Annotated in this window: 16 protein-coding genes; 11 read left to right on the top strand and 5 right to left on the bottom strand. The window is 73.1% G+C overall.

Translation table 11 applies throughout. From position 1 onward, the window contains the following. Positions 1 to 39: 39 nt before the first annotated feature. From IE290_RS29785 to IE290_RS29770, 4 genes are all read right to left on the bottom strand, one after another. Positions 40 to 1,320, bottom strand: a complete 1,281-nt coding sequence (locus tag IE290_RS29785; RefSeq protein ID WP_191248018.1) for a lysine N(6)-hydroxylase/L-ornithine N(5)-oxygenase family protein — start codon at positions 1,318 to 1,320, stop codon at positions 40 to 42. Then, complete coding sequence (locus IE290_RS29780; protein WP_191248239.1) at positions 1,317 to 2,723, bottom strand: pyridoxal phosphate-dependent decarboxylase family protein; 1,407 nt, start codon at positions 2,721 to 2,723, stop codon at positions 1,317 to 1,319. Before IE290_RS29780 ends, IE290_RS29785 begins: the two co-directional genes overlap by 4 nt. Positions 2,724 to 2,882: 159 nt before the next feature. Further along, on the bottom strand, positions 2,883 to 3,833 hold the full coding sequence (locus IE290_RS29775; RefSeq protein WP_191248017.1) for an LLM class F420-dependent oxidoreductase: 951 nt from the start codon (positions 3,831 to 3,833) through the stop codon (positions 2,883 to 2,885). Next, the gene (locus IE290_RS29770) at positions 3,830 to 5,920 is read right to left on the bottom strand and encodes a S9 family peptidase (protein WP_191248016.1); all 2,091 of its coding nucleotides are present in this window, start codon (positions 5,918 to 5,920) and stop codon (positions 3,830 to 3,832) included. Before IE290_RS29770 ends, IE290_RS29775 begins: the two co-directional genes overlap by 4 nt. 103 nt (positions 5,921 to 6,023) lie before the next feature. Here IE290_RS29770 and IE290_RS29765 point away from each other — a divergent pair, with 103 nt between their 5' ends. The 10 genes from IE290_RS29765 to IE290_RS29720 all read left to right on the top strand — a co-directional run bounded on the left by IE290_RS29765 (position 6,024) and on the right by IE290_RS29720 (position 11,884). Further along, complete coding sequence (locus IE290_RS29765; RefSeq protein ID WP_191248015.1) at positions 6,024 to 6,371, top strand: VOC family protein; 348 nt, start codon at positions 6,024 to 6,026, stop codon at positions 6,369 to 6,371. Between the two features lie 8 nt (positions 6,372 to 6,379). Then, complete coding sequence (locus IE290_RS29760; protein ID WP_191248014.1) at positions 6,380 to 6,730, top strand: ArsR/SmtB family transcription factor; 351 nt, start codon at positions 6,380 to 6,382, stop codon at positions 6,728 to 6,730. Beyond that, entirely contained in the window at positions 6,727 to 7,209 is a 483-nt protein-coding gene (locus tag IE290_RS29755) for an SRPBCC domain-containing protein (RefSeq protein ID WP_191248013.1), read from the top strand. Before IE290_RS29760 ends, IE290_RS29755 begins: the two co-directional genes overlap by 4 nt. Beyond that, positions 7,206 to 7,478, top strand: coding sequence for a YciI family protein (locus tag IE290_RS29750; RefSeq protein WP_191248012.1), 273 nt, complete (start codon positions 7,206 to 7,208; stop codon positions 7,476 to 7,478). Before IE290_RS29755 ends, IE290_RS29750 begins: the two co-directional genes overlap by 4 nt. A 33-nt stretch (positions 7,479 to 7,511) precedes the next feature. Then, positions 7,512 to 7,808, top strand: coding sequence for a type II toxin-antitoxin system Phd/YefM family antitoxin (locus tag IE290_RS29745; protein ID WP_229874791.1), 297 nt, complete (start codon positions 7,512 to 7,514; stop codon positions 7,806 to 7,808). After that, positions 7,805 to 8,227 carry a type II toxin-antitoxin system VapC family toxin gene (locus IE290_RS29740; RefSeq protein WP_191248011.1) on the top strand — a complete coding sequence of 141 codons (423 nt, stop codon included), beginning with the start codon at positions 7,805 to 7,807 and terminating at the stop codon, positions 8,225 to 8,227. Before IE290_RS29745 ends, IE290_RS29740 begins: the two co-directional genes overlap by 4 nt. A gap of 75 nt (positions 8,228 to 8,302) precedes the next feature. Continuing rightward, complete coding sequence (rocD, locus tag IE290_RS29735) at positions 8,303 to 9,508, top strand: ornithine--oxo-acid transaminase (RefSeq protein ID WP_191248010.1); 1,206 nt, start codon at positions 8,303 to 8,305, stop codon at positions 9,506 to 9,508. Between the two features lie 92 nt (positions 9,509 to 9,600). After that, positions 9,601 to 9,822 carry a hypothetical protein gene (locus tag IE290_RS29730; RefSeq protein WP_191248009.1) on the top strand — a complete coding sequence of 74 codons (222 nt, stop codon included), beginning with the start codon at positions 9,601 to 9,603 and terminating at the stop codon, positions 9,820 to 9,822. 49 nt (positions 9,823 to 9,871) lie between these two features. Continuing rightward, positions 9,872 to 11,245, top strand: coding sequence for a DUF2252 domain-containing protein (locus IE290_RS29725; protein ID WP_191248008.1), 1,374 nt, complete (start codon positions 9,872 to 9,874; stop codon positions 11,243 to 11,245). A gap of 3 nt (positions 11,246 to 11,248) precedes the next feature. Continuing rightward, complete coding sequence (locus tag IE290_RS29720; protein ID WP_191248007.1) at positions 11,249 to 11,884, top strand: phosphatase PAP2 family protein; 636 nt, start codon at positions 11,249 to 11,251, stop codon at positions 11,882 to 11,884. On the opposite strand, the gene zapE is transcribed toward IE290_RS29720, so the two are convergent. Further along, positions 11,787 to 12,815, bottom strand: a complete 1,029-nt coding sequence (gene zapE / locus IE290_RS29715; RefSeq protein WP_191248006.1) for a cell division protein ZapE — start codon at positions 12,813 to 12,815, stop codon at positions 11,787 to 11,789. The genes IE290_RS29720 and zapE overlap by 98 nt on opposite strands. 55 nt (positions 12,816 to 12,870) lie before the next feature. Between zapE and IE290_RS29710 the strand changes: the two genes are divergently transcribed. Then, positions 12,871 to 13,626, top strand: coding sequence for a pyrimidine reductase family protein (locus IE290_RS29710; RefSeq protein WP_191248005.1), 756 nt, complete (start codon positions 12,871 to 12,873; stop codon positions 13,624 to 13,626). Positions 13,627 to 13,628: the final 2 nt, after the last annotated feature.

The following is a 13,628-nucleotide window of genomic DNA, read 5'->3' as shown; positions in this document are numbered from 1 at the left end:
GCGTGCCGGCCACGCGCCACGCCTGAGCTGATTCCACGCTCACTCCTCCAACCCGAACCGCGTGAACGCCGTGCGCGACGGCAACCGGTAGACGGTGCGGCCGCAGACCGCGTTGACGATCGAGGCGGCCCGCCACGCCGCCAGCCCGAGATCCGGCGCGCCGACGCCGTGCGTGTGCCGTTCGGCGTTCTGCACGAAGATCGCGCCGCCGATCTCCGGCGCGAGCCGCAGCCGGTAGTCGCGCTCGACGACCGGGCGGCCGCTGCCGTCCCGGGCGACCGCGTCCGCCAGCGGCCCGAGCAGCCCGTCCAGCGGTCGCTCGCGGTAGCCGGTGGCGGCGACCACCGCGTCGGTCACCCAGGTCGCCGTGCTGCCCTCCTGCCGGTGCCGCAGGCCCAGCGCGATCCGCTCGCCGTCGCGCCGCGCCGAAACCACTTCCACGCCGGGCGTCAGCGTGACGCCGGGCCAGCCGCCGCCGACCGTGCGGCGGTACAGCTCGTCGTGGATGTCCGCGATCGTGCCGGCGTCGATCCCCTTGTACAGCTGCCATTGCGCGGGCAGCAGCCGGTCGCGCTCGGGCTCGGGCAGCCGGTGGAAGAAGCGCGTGTAGTCGGGGGTGAACTGCTCCAGCCCGAGCTTGGAGTACTCCATCGGCGCGAACGACACCGTCCGCGTCACCCACCGCAGCCCGTCCGGTTGCTTGCGGTGCCGCAGCAGGTCCAGGAACACCTCGGCGCCGGACTGGCCCGAGCCGACGACGGTCACCGCGGGCAGCGACAGTAGCCGTTCCCGTTCGGACAGGTACTCCGCGGAGTGGATCACCGGCACGTCCGGATCGTCGGCGAGCGCCCGCAACGGTTCCGGCACCCGCGGTTCGGTGCCGATGCCGAGCACCACGTTGCGCGCGCTGATCTCCCCGGCGGCCGAGTGCAGCCGGAACAGCCCGTCGCGCCACTCGATCCCGGTGACGTCGGTGCCGAACCGGCAGCTGTCCAGCCGCCGCGACACCCAGCGGCAGTAGTCGTCGTACTCCGCGCGCGGGATGTGGAAGCGTTCGGCGAAGTAGAACGGGAAGAGCCGGTCCTTCGCGCGCAGGTAGTTCAGGAAGGAGAGTTCGCTGGTCGGATCGGCGAGCGACACCAGGTCGGCCAGGAACGGCACCTGCAGCGTCACGCCGTCCAGCAGCAGCCCCGGGTGCCAGCGGAACTCCGGGCTGCGCTCGTACAGCGCGACGGTCAGGTCCGCGACCGGGTGGGCGAGCGCGGCCAGCGACAGGTTGGCCGGGCCGATCCCGACCCCGGCCAGATCGACCCGAGTCACCGCAGGACCACCTCGGCCGGCCGCGCCGCGGCGGCCGCGACCACCGAGTCCAGCAGCGGCCGGTAGTCCTCGGCGTTCGCGTGCGGGTGCAGCAGCGTCAGCTTGAGCCACACGCCGTCGGACATCGTTGCCCGGCCGACGATCGCGGTGCCGGCTTCCAGCAGCGCGCGGCGCACCCCGGCGACCAGTTCGTCGTCGGCATCGACCGGCTTGAACAACACGGTGGACAGCGTCGGCCTGCCCCACAGCCGCAGCGCGGGGTGCCGGTCGATCATCTCGGCGACCTCGGCGGCGGTGGCGCAGCAGTGCTCGACGAGCGCGCCCATGCCCTCGGTGCCCAGCGCGCGGAAGGTGACGGCCATCCGGAACGCGTCGGGGCGCCGGGACGTGCGGATCGAGCGGCCCAGCAGGTCGGGCAGCCCGGCCTCGGTGTCGTCACCGGCGTTGAGGTACTCGGCACGCACGGACAACGCCGACAGGTCCGCGGTGTCGCGCACCGCGAGCAGGCCCGCGGAGATGGGCTGCCAGCCGAACTTGTGGGCGTCCAGCGCCACCGAGTCCGCCTCGTCGAGGCCGTCGAGCAGGGGCTTCAGCTTCGCGCTGCACAGCGCGAGCCCGCCGTAGGAGGCGTCCACGTGCAGGCGGGCGCCGTGGCGGCGGCACACGTCCGCGAGGTCGCGGAGCGGGTCGATCTCGCCGGTGTCGGTGGTGCCGGCGGTGGCGACCACGACCGCGGGCGCGCCGAGCTCACGCAGGGTCTGCTCCAGCGCGGCGGGTCGCATCCGCTCGCCGTCGCAGTCCACCAGGACCGGCGCGGGCAACCCCAGCAGCCACGCGGCGCGGGCGACGCTGTGGTGCGCGTTGCGCCCGCACACCGGGCGCACGGCCGGGTTCGGCTCGCGTGCGAGCAGCAGCCCGAGCAGGTTCGATTCGGTGCCGCCGGTGGTGACGACGGCGTCCGGCGCGGGCGCGTCCGGGTAGCACAGCCGGGCGATCAGCGTGACCAGCTCGCGTTCGATCTCGCTGGCGACCGGCGCCTGGTCCCACGAGTCCATCGACGGGTTGAGCGCGCTCGCCACGACGTCGGCGGCCACGGCGACCGCGAGCGGCGGGCAGTGCAGGTGCGCCGCGCAGGCCGGATCGGCGGGGTCGACCGAACCCGCGGCCAGCAACCGGGACAGCTCGGTAAGCGCTTGCTCGGCCCCGACACCGGTGGCCCCGGCCAGCGGCTCGGCCCCGGTCAGGGCCGCGACCCCGGCCGCGACGGCCGCGGGCCCGCCAGCCGGCCCCGCTCCACCGCGCTCCGCGGTCCCCTCGGCCATCGCGTCGAGGACCAGCGGGATCAGCTCGGCCAGCCGCCGGTGTCCCTCCCGGCCGCCGGCCAGCCCGGCGCTCTCCGGCATCGATTCGCCCACTCACCGCTCCTTAGGTATGCCTACGCTAAGCCACGATACGGACACCGTGCGCCGCGGGCACACCCCCGGCGGGCACGTTCCTCCCAAAGTGCCCGCCCGGGGAGCGTTAGTCATGCCGCCAAAGGGGTCACAGCGGCGTGCGCCGGGTCACCGGGGCGCCAGCGCCTCCACCTGCCGCACCGGGTCCTCGCCGGTGGGCAGCAGCGCGATCACCGGCGTGGTCAAGCCGTTGTCCACATAGGACTGGATCTTCTCGCGGCACTCCTCGGGGCTGCCGTGCACGATCAGGTCGTCGACCACCTCGTCCGGAATCAGCTCGTTCGCCCGTTTCCGGTCGCCGGCCCGCCACGCCTCGTGCATCGGCGCGAGCGCCTCGCCGCGGCCGAGCCAGTCGTGGAACGCCGCGTACACCGGCACCGTGAGGTAGCTGCTAATGAGCATGCGGCCCAGGCCCCGAGCGGCCTCGCGGTCGGTGGTCGGGCAGACGAAGATCCGCGCCGCCAGCTCGGTGTCCGGCCCGATTTCGGCGCGCACCTGCCGGACGTCGGTGGGTGAGAGCCAGTTCGTGATCGCGCCGTCGGCCTCCTTGGCGGCCAGCTTGAGCATGCCGGGCCGCAGCGCGGCGAGCATGATCGGCGGCGCCGGCTCCGGCGCGCGTTCCAGCCGGAACTTGCTGACCGAGAACGTCTCGTACTCCGCGGTCACCTTCTCCCCCGCCAGCGCGGCGCGCAGGAACCGCAGCGTGTCGCGGGTCCGGGCGAACGGCTTGTCGAACGGGACCGCGTTCCAGCTCTGCACGATCACCGGCGAGGACGCGCCGATGCCGAGCACGAACCGGCCGGGCGCGGCCTCGGCCAGGGTCGCCGCGGACATCGCCAGCAGGCCAGGGCCGCGCGTGTAGACCGGCACGATCGCGGTGCCCAGCCGCAGCTCCGGCGCCCATTGCGAGGCCAGCAGCAGCGGCGAGAACGCGTCCGTCCCGGCGGTCTCGGCCGACCACGCGTCGGTGTAGCCGAGCGCGGGCAGCCGCTCGATCAGCTCACGGTGCGCGGTCAGCGGCACCCCGGTCAGCGGAATCGTGATTCCCCAGCGCTTCATCGCGCAGCAGCCTCCAGCTCTCGTTTGATCCAGTCCACCTGGACCCTCATCAGGTTCTCCGCGACCTCTTCGGCCTGCGGGGTCATGTGGGTCGCGCCGACCAGCGGCAGGAACACGTGCGGGCGGCCCGCGGCCAGCAGCGCCGAGGACAGCCGCAGCGCGTGCGCGACGAACACGTTGTCGTCGGCCAGGCCGTGCACGATCAGCAGCGCGCGCCGCAGCTCCGGCGCGCTGGCGATCAGCGAGTTCCGCTCGTAGGACTCCGGTTCCTCGTCCGGCACGCCGAGGTAGCGCTCGGTGTAGTGGGTGTCGTAGAGGGACCAGTCGGTGACCGGGGCGCCCGCGACCGCGGCGTGGAAGACGTCCGGGCGGCGCAGCACGGCCAGCGCGGACAGGTACCCGCCGTAGGACCAGCCGCGGATCGCCACCCGGGACAGGTCCAGCTCGGGGTGGTCGGCGGCGACCGCGTGCAGCGCGTCCACCTGGTCGGTGAGCGTCACCTCGGCCAGCTCGCGCACGATCTCCTTCTCCCACGCCGGCCCGCGGCCCGGTGTGCCGCGGCCGTCCGCGACCAGGACCGCGAAGCCCTGGTCGGCCAGCCACTGCGAGGTGAGGAAGGCGTTGCGGCTCTGCAGGACGCGCTGGGCGTGCGGGCCACCGTAGGGGTCGAGCAGGACGGGCAGCTTGCCGTCCTCCGGCCGGTAGCCGGTGGGCAGGAGCAGCGCGGCACGCAGGCCGCGCTCGCCGACGGTGAGCCATTCCGGGTCGGGTTCCAGGCCCGGGTCGGCCGGGTAGGAGTCGACCTTCGCGAGCGGGCGGCCGTCGCGCAGCACGCTGACCTCGGGGCCGCTGCGGCGCAGGCTCCACGACGAGAGCACGGTGACCTCGGCGGTGCCCGCGCCGACGTGCACGCCGTCGCTGTCGGACAGCCGGGTCACGCCACCCGGGCCGGTGCGGTAGACGTGGATCTGGGTCGGGTCACTTTCGCTCGCGCTGAACAGGACCTGGGCGCCGACGTGCAGCACCGACCGGACCTGCAGGCCGGGCTCGGTGACCGGGTCGCCGTCGATCACCAGCCGGTAGCTGCCGTCGGCGGCGCTGACGTGCACCAGGCGCCCGTCGGACGTCCAGGCCGGCACGCCCGGCACGATCTCGACCCAGTGCGGATCGGTCTCGGTGTGCAGCAGCTTGGTGGAGCCGTCGGCCGGGTCGACCGCGTAGACGGCGAGTTCGCGCTGGTCACGCGGCTGCACGGCGAGCAGCGGCGGGCCGCCGGCCGACCAGTGCACGGCGACGAGGTACTCCCAGTCGCCGCGCTCGACGTCCACCCGGGTGCCGTCGAGGCCGAAGAAGGACAGCGACACGTCGACGTTCGTGGTGCCCGCGGCCGGGTAGGCGACGGTGTTCGCGCCGGCCTCGGGGTGGGCCGGGTCGGAGATGGTCCAGCGGGGCACGTCCGCGCGGTCGGTGCGCTCGACGAGCAGGGTCCGGCCGTCGGGCGACCACCAGTAGCCTCGGGCGCGGCCCAGCTCCTCGGCGGCGATGAACTCGGCCAGCCCCCAGGCGACGTCGTCACCGTCGCCCTCCTCCCCGGCGATCACCCTGTCCTGGCCCGTGGCGAGGTCGATGACGCGGAGCTTGCGGTCGCGGACGTAGGCCACGTGCGTGCCGGTGGGGTTCGGACGCGGGTCGACGACGGAGGTGTCGACCAGTTCGGACACTTCGCGACTGGTCAGGTCGACGGTGTAGAGCTTGCCGGACAGGGAGAACGCGGCCAGCCGGAACTCGTCGTCGACGGCGTAGCCGACCACGCCGCCCGCGCTCTCCCGCATGCGCTCGCGGCGGGCGCGCTCCTCCGGCGGCAGCTCCTCCTCGCCGGGCAGGAGCTCGGCGGCGTCCACGACCTTGGTCTCGGCACCCGTGGCGAGGTCGAGTTCCCACAGGCTGTTGCGCCGGTCGGTGCCGGACTCCGAACGCAGGAACAGCAGCCGACCCCCATCCGGCGCGACGCGGAACTCGCGTGGGGTGCCGAGGGTGAAGCGCTGGGTGCGGGCCTGCCGGCGCAGGAAGGATTGCTCGTCGGTCACGCCTCGCACTCTGTCAAACGACGCCCCGTCTTGGCGAGCGATGGTTGACTTTCTCTGTCAGTCATGGCTAACGTTAGCGGACACTGACAGAAGGGAGCGAGTCATGGGACAGCAGGTGGCGTTCTTCGAAGTGACCAGCGCGAACGCGGATCGAGCCCAGAAGTTCTACGCGGAGCTGTTCGACTGGCAGGTCCAGGCCGATCCGCAGATGGGCGGCTACGCGCTCGTCGACACGGGCGCGGGCATCGGCGGCGGGATCGGCCCGTCGACGGCGCCCGGCGACACCGGCGTCAAGATCTACATGCGGGTCGACGACCTCGACGCGTACCTGGACCGGGCGGAGCGGCTCGGCGGGAAGCGGCTGGTGCCGCCGACCGACCTCCCCGGCGACTTCGGGCGGTTCGCCATCTTCACCGACCCGGACGGCAACCAGGTCGGGCTCTGGGCGTAGGAGTAGACATGACGGACGACGAGCGGACGGACGAGGCGCTGCGGGCGCTCGCGGAGCCGAGGCGGCGCGCGATCCTCCGGCTGGTCGCCCGCGACGAGCTGGCCGCCGGCGAGATCGCGGAGTCCTTCGACGTGAGCCGCACGGCGGTCAGCCAGCACCTGACCGTCCTGAAGAACGCGGGACTGCTCGACGAGCGCCGCGACGGCACCCGCCGGCTCTACCGGGCGCGGCCGGACGGACTCGACGGCCTGCGGCGGTTCCTCGACGACATGTGGGCCTCATCCCTCGACACGGCGCGACGCCTGGTCGAAGCTGAGCGGGGGATCGGCGAAGACGACACGGCGAGAGGATCGGCATGACCGAAATCCTGAGCCGCCCGCCGGTGCGGCAGGCGACCCTGGTGCGCAGCGACGCCGCGCACACCTTCGACACGTTCGTCCGCACGATCGGCGTCTGGTGGCCGGTCGAGCCGTTCTCCCGGGGCGGCGACCGGGTGCGGGACGTGACCTTCGAACGCCGCCCGGGCGGCCGCGTCTACGAGACGTGGGACGACGGCACCGAGCACGACTGGGGCGAGGTGCTCGCGTGGGAGCCGCCGGAGCGGTTCACGATGAGCTGGCTGGTCACCCCGGCGCCGACCGAGGTGGAGCTGACCTTCCGGGCGCTGGGCCCGGCGCTGACCCGGGTCGCGGTGGAGCACCGCGGCTGGGAGGCGCTGGACGACGAGCAGCTCCGGGCGGCCTGCGCACTCGACGGCGGCTACGCCGGTGGCGCGTTCACCGAAGGCTGGGCACGGATCCTGGGCCGGCTCGCCGGGGAAGCGGAGCGTGCGGCATGAAGTACCTGCTGTTCTACGAGCCCGCCGACAACGTCCTGGAGCGCGGCGCCCCGCACATGGCCGACCATTCGGCGCGGCTCCGCGAGTTCCACGCCCGCGGCGACCTGCTGCTCGTCGGCACCCTGGAGAACCCGCAGGAGAACGGGTCGCTCAGCGTGTTCCGCACCCGGGAAGCCGCGGAGGAGTTCGTGGCCGGTGACCCGTTCGTGCGCAACGGGGTGGTGAAGAACTGGTACGTCCGCGAGTGGGACGAGGTCCTGGCGCCGTGATTTGTGCCCACAAAATTGTGGTAACCTTTCGGCATGACGGCACTGGACGACCACAGCGTGGGGCTGCGCGAGCTGCGGCACAATACCAGTGAGGTGCTCGCGCGGGTCCGGCACGGGGAGACCGTCGACATCACCGAATACGGCAAACTGATCGCCCGCATCGTGCCGGTCGAGGAACGCGAGACCCCCCCGGTCATGGCGCGGTTGCTCGCTTCGGGCCGGGCGCGGCCCGCCACCCGGCCCGGGTACCGCCCGCGGATGCGCGCCGGCGACGGCACCGACCGGCTCGGTGACGCCGTCCGCGAGCTCCGCGACGAGGAACGCTGGTGAGCCTGTACTACGTCGACACGTCCGCGGCCGTCAAACTCCTCGCCGAGGAGACCCACTCGAAGGATTTCGCCGCGTTCTACGACGAGCGGCCGGCCGCCTCCTGGGTCAGTTCGAGCCTGCTGCGGATCGAACTGACCCGGGCGGTCCTGCGGCGGTGGCCCGCCGTGCTCCCGGAGGCGCGCGAACTGCTCACCGCGTTCGACTACATCGGAATGGACGAGGAGATCGTCGAGGCGGCCGTGAACGAGCCGGACCGCGCGCTGCGCTCCCTGGACGCGATCCACCTCGCCACGGCACGCGTGCTCGCCCACGACCTCGACGGCTTCGTCACCTACGACGACCGCCTGGCCGGCGCCGCGGCCGACGCGGGTCTGCCCGTTCTCGCCCCGGGCGCAACGAACCGCCGGGAACGCGGGTAATTGCGCAACGATCAGCGGGTCGCAGCAACGATCAACGGATGATTCCGGGCGCGAACTGCCCTTAGCCTGAAGGGCATGACGACCTCCGCGGCCGAGTTCATCGCGCTCGACGAGCGCTGGAGCACGCACAACTACCACCCGCTGCCCGTCGTGATCGCCGAGGCCGAGGGCGCCTGGGTGACCGACGTCGAGGGCCGCCGGTACCTCGACTTCCTGTCCGCCTACTCGGCGCTGAACTTCGGGCACCGGCACCCCGCGCTCATCGCCGCCGCGCAGGAGCAGCTGGCGCGGGTCACCCTGACCTCACGCGCGTTCCACCACGACCAGCTGGGCGCGTTCTGCCGCGAGCTGGCCGGGCTGACCGGCACCGAGATGGTGCTGCCGATGAACTCCGGCGCCGAGGCCGTCGAATCCGCGCTGAAGGTCGCCCGGAAGTGGGCCTACGAGGTGAAGGGCGTGCCGGACGGGCGCGCCGAGATCGTGGTCGCCGGGTCGAACTTCCACGGCCGCACCACCACGATCATCTCGTTCTCCACCGACGAGTCCGCGCGCGCCGGGTTCGGCCCGTACACGCCGGGGTTCACGGTGGTGAAGTACGGCGACGCGGCGGCCCTGCGGGACGCGATCACCGAGCGCACCGCGGCGGTCCTGCTGGAGCCCATCCAGGGCGAGGCCGGGGTGCTGGTGCCGCCGGAGGGGTACCTGGCCGAGGCGCGCCGGCTGTGCGACGAGGCCGGGGCGCTGCTGATCGCCGACGAGATCCAGTCCGGCCTGGCCCGCACCGGGACGCTGCTGGCGCTGGAGCCCACCGGGGTGCGCGCCGACCTGTACACGCTGGGCAAAGCGCTGGGTGGCGGGATCCTGCCGCTGTCCGCGGTGGTCGGCCGGGCCGACGTGCTGGGGGTCCTCAAGCCCGGCGAGCACGGTTCCACCTTCGGCGGCAACCCGCTGGCGTGCGCGGTCGGCCGGGCGGTGATCAAGCTGCTGTCCACGGGCGAGTTCCAGCGGCGGTCGGCGGAGCTCGGGGCCCGCATGCACGGCCGGCTGAACGCGCTGGTCGGGCACGGTCTGGCCGAGGTGCGCGGGCGCGGCCTGTGGGCGGGCATCGACATCACCCCGGGCGGCCTGAGCGGCCGCGAAGCGTGCGAGGCCCTGGCGGAAAAGGGTTTGCTGGCGAAGGAAACCCACGGCGCGACGCTGCGCCTGGCGCCGCCGCTGACCATCTCCGAGGCCGACCTGGACCGCGGGCTGGACATCCTGGAGGACGTCCTGCGCCGCTGACCGGAACCGCCGCTGACCGGAACCGCCGCGCACCGGCAACCATCCGAGCACCATGAGGTACCTGGCGCTGGCGGCCCGACCGGGACACCGCCGTGGCCCTGCTGGCGCGGCCGGTCGGCGAGGGACGCCGCGGGTTCGCCTTCGTGTTGCCCGGCTGCGCCGAGACCGGCGCCGTCCTCGACATCCGCGACGACCGCATCACCGCGGACCTGGTGGGCGGTGAGAACGTCAACTGCGCCACGGCCAACTACTTCCTCGCGACGTTCGCGGTCGACACCGGCCGGGTCTCGCCGTCGGCGAAGCCGGTCCGCTGAAACCGTTCGCCCCTGCCGTACGTTGTGCAGGCGAGGAGAGGGGCAGGGGATGGAACGGGCACTGGTGCCGGGCGAGCTGAGCGACCCGGAGGAGCTGCACGCGCGGGGCCGTGAGCTGGGCGAACGCACCCCGCCGGCGGCGCACGACCACGCCGCCGCCGGGGAGCACCGGCCGAGCGTCGCCGAGTTCGTCGAGCGCAGCAACTCCGGGCGGCTGGACGATCTGGTGCCCCTGCGGATCGGGCGCATGATCGCCTCCCCGTTCTCGTTCTTCCGTGGCGCGGCCGGGTTGATGGCCGCCGACCTGGCCGGCACCCCGCACAGTGGACTGTCCGCCCAGATCTGCGGTGACGCGCACGCCGCGAACTTCGGCCTGTACGGCACGCCGGACGGGCAGATCGTGATGGACATCAACGACTTCGACGAGACCATCCGCGGACCGTGGGAGTGGGACCTCAAACGCCTCGCCGCGAGCCTGGTCCTCGCCGGGCGGGAGGGCGGGGTGTCCGAAGAGGACTGCCGGGACGCGGCCGAGGACGCGGTCAAGTCCTACCGGCGCGTGGTGCGCCAGCTCGGCGAGGCGTCGTTCCTGCGGTCGTGGAACGCGCTCGGCGACGCGGACGCACTGTCCAAAGTGAAGGCCCACGACCTGGCCGACGAGTTCAGCGAGGCCGCCGAAAAGGCCCGCCGCAACACCAGCGCCCGCGTGTCCGCCAAGTGGACCGAGCGCATCGACGACCACACCACCGGGCTGAGCCGCCACCGGTTCGTCGAGGACCCGCCCGTGCTGCGGCGCGTCGACGAGACCACCGCGGACGCCGTCGCGGACGGGCTGGTGTCCTATGTGCACACGCTGCGCGAGTCGCGGCGCAACCTGATCGCCCGCTACCGCATCGCGGACGTCGCCTTCCGGGTGGTCGGCACCGGCAGCGTCGGGCTGCGCAGCTACCTGGTGCTGCTGCACGGCAACACCGACGAGGACCTGGTGCTGCAGGTCAAGGAGGCCCGGCCGTCCGCGCTCACGCCGTACCTGCCGGAGCACCGCACCGAGCACGAGGGACAGCGGATCGTGCACGGCGCGCGCCTGGTGCAGGCCGAGACCGACATCCTGCTCGGCTGGACCACCGTCGAGGGCAGGCCGTTCATCGTGCGCCAGTTCCGCAACATGAAAGGCGAGATCGAGCCCACCGAGCTGGGTGGCAAGGACCTCGACGACTACGGCCGCCTCGCCGGCGCGCTGCTCGCCCGCGCGCACATCCGCTCGGTCCACCCACGGCTGCTGGCGGGATACTTCGACGGTGACGACCAGCTCGACGAGGCGATCGGCCGCTACGCCGTCCGGTACGCCGACCAGACCGAGGCCGACCACGCCGAGCTGGTCAAGGCGGTCGGGAACGGCCGCTTCCCGGCGATCACGGACTGACGCGTGAGGTGGGCGGTCGCGGCGGTCTGCGCGGTGGCCGCCCTGGCGATCGGCGTCCCGTTCGCCGGGGACACCGGCGCGAGCGGGCTCGACGCGACGATCACGGCCTGGATCGACGGCACCTTCGGCGGGCAGCCCGCGCTGCTTCGGTTGTTCGTGCTGCCCACCGAACCGGTCGTGCTGCTGCCGCTGCTCGCGATCGTGGTGCTCGCCTGCGTGCTCGGCCGCCGCTGGGACGGCGTGGCGCTGGCGGTGCTCGGGGTCGCGGTTCCGGTCGTGCTCAACACGTGGGTGCTCAAGCCGCTGTTCGACCGGGTGAAGACCGGCTACCTCGCCTATCCCAGCGGGCACACGGTGAGCATGGTCGCCACGCTCACCGTGCTGGTGCTGCTCGCGCGGCCCGGGACGGCGAAAGCCGTCACGGCGAGCGTGAGCACGGTGGTCCTGGTGATCGCCGGCCTCGGGCTGGTCGGCCTGGGCTACCACTACCCCACCGACGTGGCCGGCGGAGCGTGCTTCGCCGTCGCGGTGGTGCTCGCGCTCAGCTCACCGACGCGGCGTCTCGCGCCAGCGCGGTCAGCCGGCTCACCGCCCGCAGGTACTTCTTCCGGTAGCCCCCCTGCAGCATCTCCTCGGTGAACAGCGCCGCCAGCGACTCGCCGGAGACGACCACCGGGATGGCCCGGTCGTAGAGCCGGTCGGCGAAGGCGACCAGCCGCAGGGCGACGTTCTGGTCCGGCGCCGGCCGGACATCGCGGATGTGCACCACCGAGACGCCGTCGACGAGACGCCCGTAGCGGGACGGGTGCAGCTTCGCCAGGTGCGCGCACAACGCGTCGAAGTCGTCCAGCGTCGCGCCCTCGCGGCTGTCGGCGGAGGCGAGCAGCGTCTCCTCGTCCACCGGCGGCGGCGCCTCGGGCAGGCCGCGGTGCCGGTAGTCCGGCCCGTCCACGCGCACCACCGAGAACCGCGACGACAGCGACTGGATCTCACGCAGGAAGTCCTCGGCGGCGAACCGGCCCTCGCCGAGCTTGTCCGGCAACGTGTTCGAGGTCGCCGCGACGTACACGCCGGCGTCGGTCAGCTCCCGCAGCAGGCGGGTGACCAGCATCGTGTCGCCCGGGTCGTCCAGCTCGAACTCGTCGATCGCGAGCAGCCGGTGCTCGGACAGCCGCCGCACCGCCTCGCCGAAGCCGAGCGCGCCGACCAGGTGGGTCAGCTCGACGAACGTGCCGTAGGCCTTGGGCGAGGGCGCGTCGTGCCAGGTCGAGGCGAGCAGGTGGGTCTTGCCGACGCCGAACCCGCCGTCCAGGTAGAGGCCCGGCTTGCCGGGCGCGGGCGCGGAACCGCCGCCGAACAGCGACCGCAGCTTCGACTTCTTGGGCACCGACTTCTCGATGCGCGCCGCGAACGCCGAGCACGACTCGACCGCCTGGGCCTGGCTCGGCTCGTCCGGGTTGGGCACGTACGTGGAGAACCGCACGGCGTCGAAGCGCGGCGGCGGTACCAGGGCGGCGATTAGCTCGTCCGCTCCCAGCTCGGGCTGCCGGTCGGTGAGGTGCGCGGGCATTTCCCGAGGGTATCCGGACCCGGTCGCCCGGCCCCGGTGACGGCCGCGTGATGTGATGGAGATCGTGCGCAGCCTGTGGCCCGAACCCCTCGACGACGTGACCGACGACGACCTGGACCGGATCTACGGCTACCCGGCGGAGCTGGACCGGCCGTTCGTCCAGGCCAACTTCACCTCCTCCGCCGACGGCGCCTCGACCCTGGAGGGCCGGTCGGAGGGCCTGTCCGGCCCGGCGGACAAGCGGATCTTCTTCCACGGCCGCCTGCTGGCCGACGTCGTGCTGGCCGGCGCCGGCACCGTGCGCGCGGAGAACTACCGCGGCGCCCGCACCACCCCGGAACGGCGGGAGGCGCGCAAGCGGCTCGGGCTCGCCGAGGTCCCGCCGATCGCGGTGGTCACCGGCAGCGCCCGGCTCGATCCGTCGGCGCCGCTGTTCACCGACACCACGGTGCCGCCGATCGTCATCACCACCGAGCACACCCCCGCCGACCGGCGCAAGGCCCTCGCCGACGCGGGCGGGGACATCCTCATCGCCGGTGTGGAGACCATCGACCTGCGCAGCGCGCTCGACCAGCTCGCCGACCGCGGCCTGATGCGGGTCAACTGCGAGGGCGGGCCGCACCTGTTCGGCGAGCTGGTCGCCGAGGACCTGGTCGACCAGCTGTGCCTGACGGTCGCGCCGCTGCTGGCCGGCGGCGGCGCGGACCGCATCGCGATCGGCCGGATGGCCAGCGAGGCCCGCGACATGGAGCTGGCGTCGATCCTGGTCGAAGACGGTTTCACGATGCTGCGGTACCGCCGTCGCCCCTAAAG

The sequence above is a fragment of the Amycolatopsis deserti genome, assembly GCF_014653945.1.
Taxonomy (GTDB): Bacteria; Actinomycetota; Actinomycetes; order Mycobacteriales; family Pseudonocardiaceae; genus Amycolatopsis_E; species Amycolatopsis_E deserti.
This window is presented reverse-complemented; position numbering and strand designations above follow the sequence as displayed.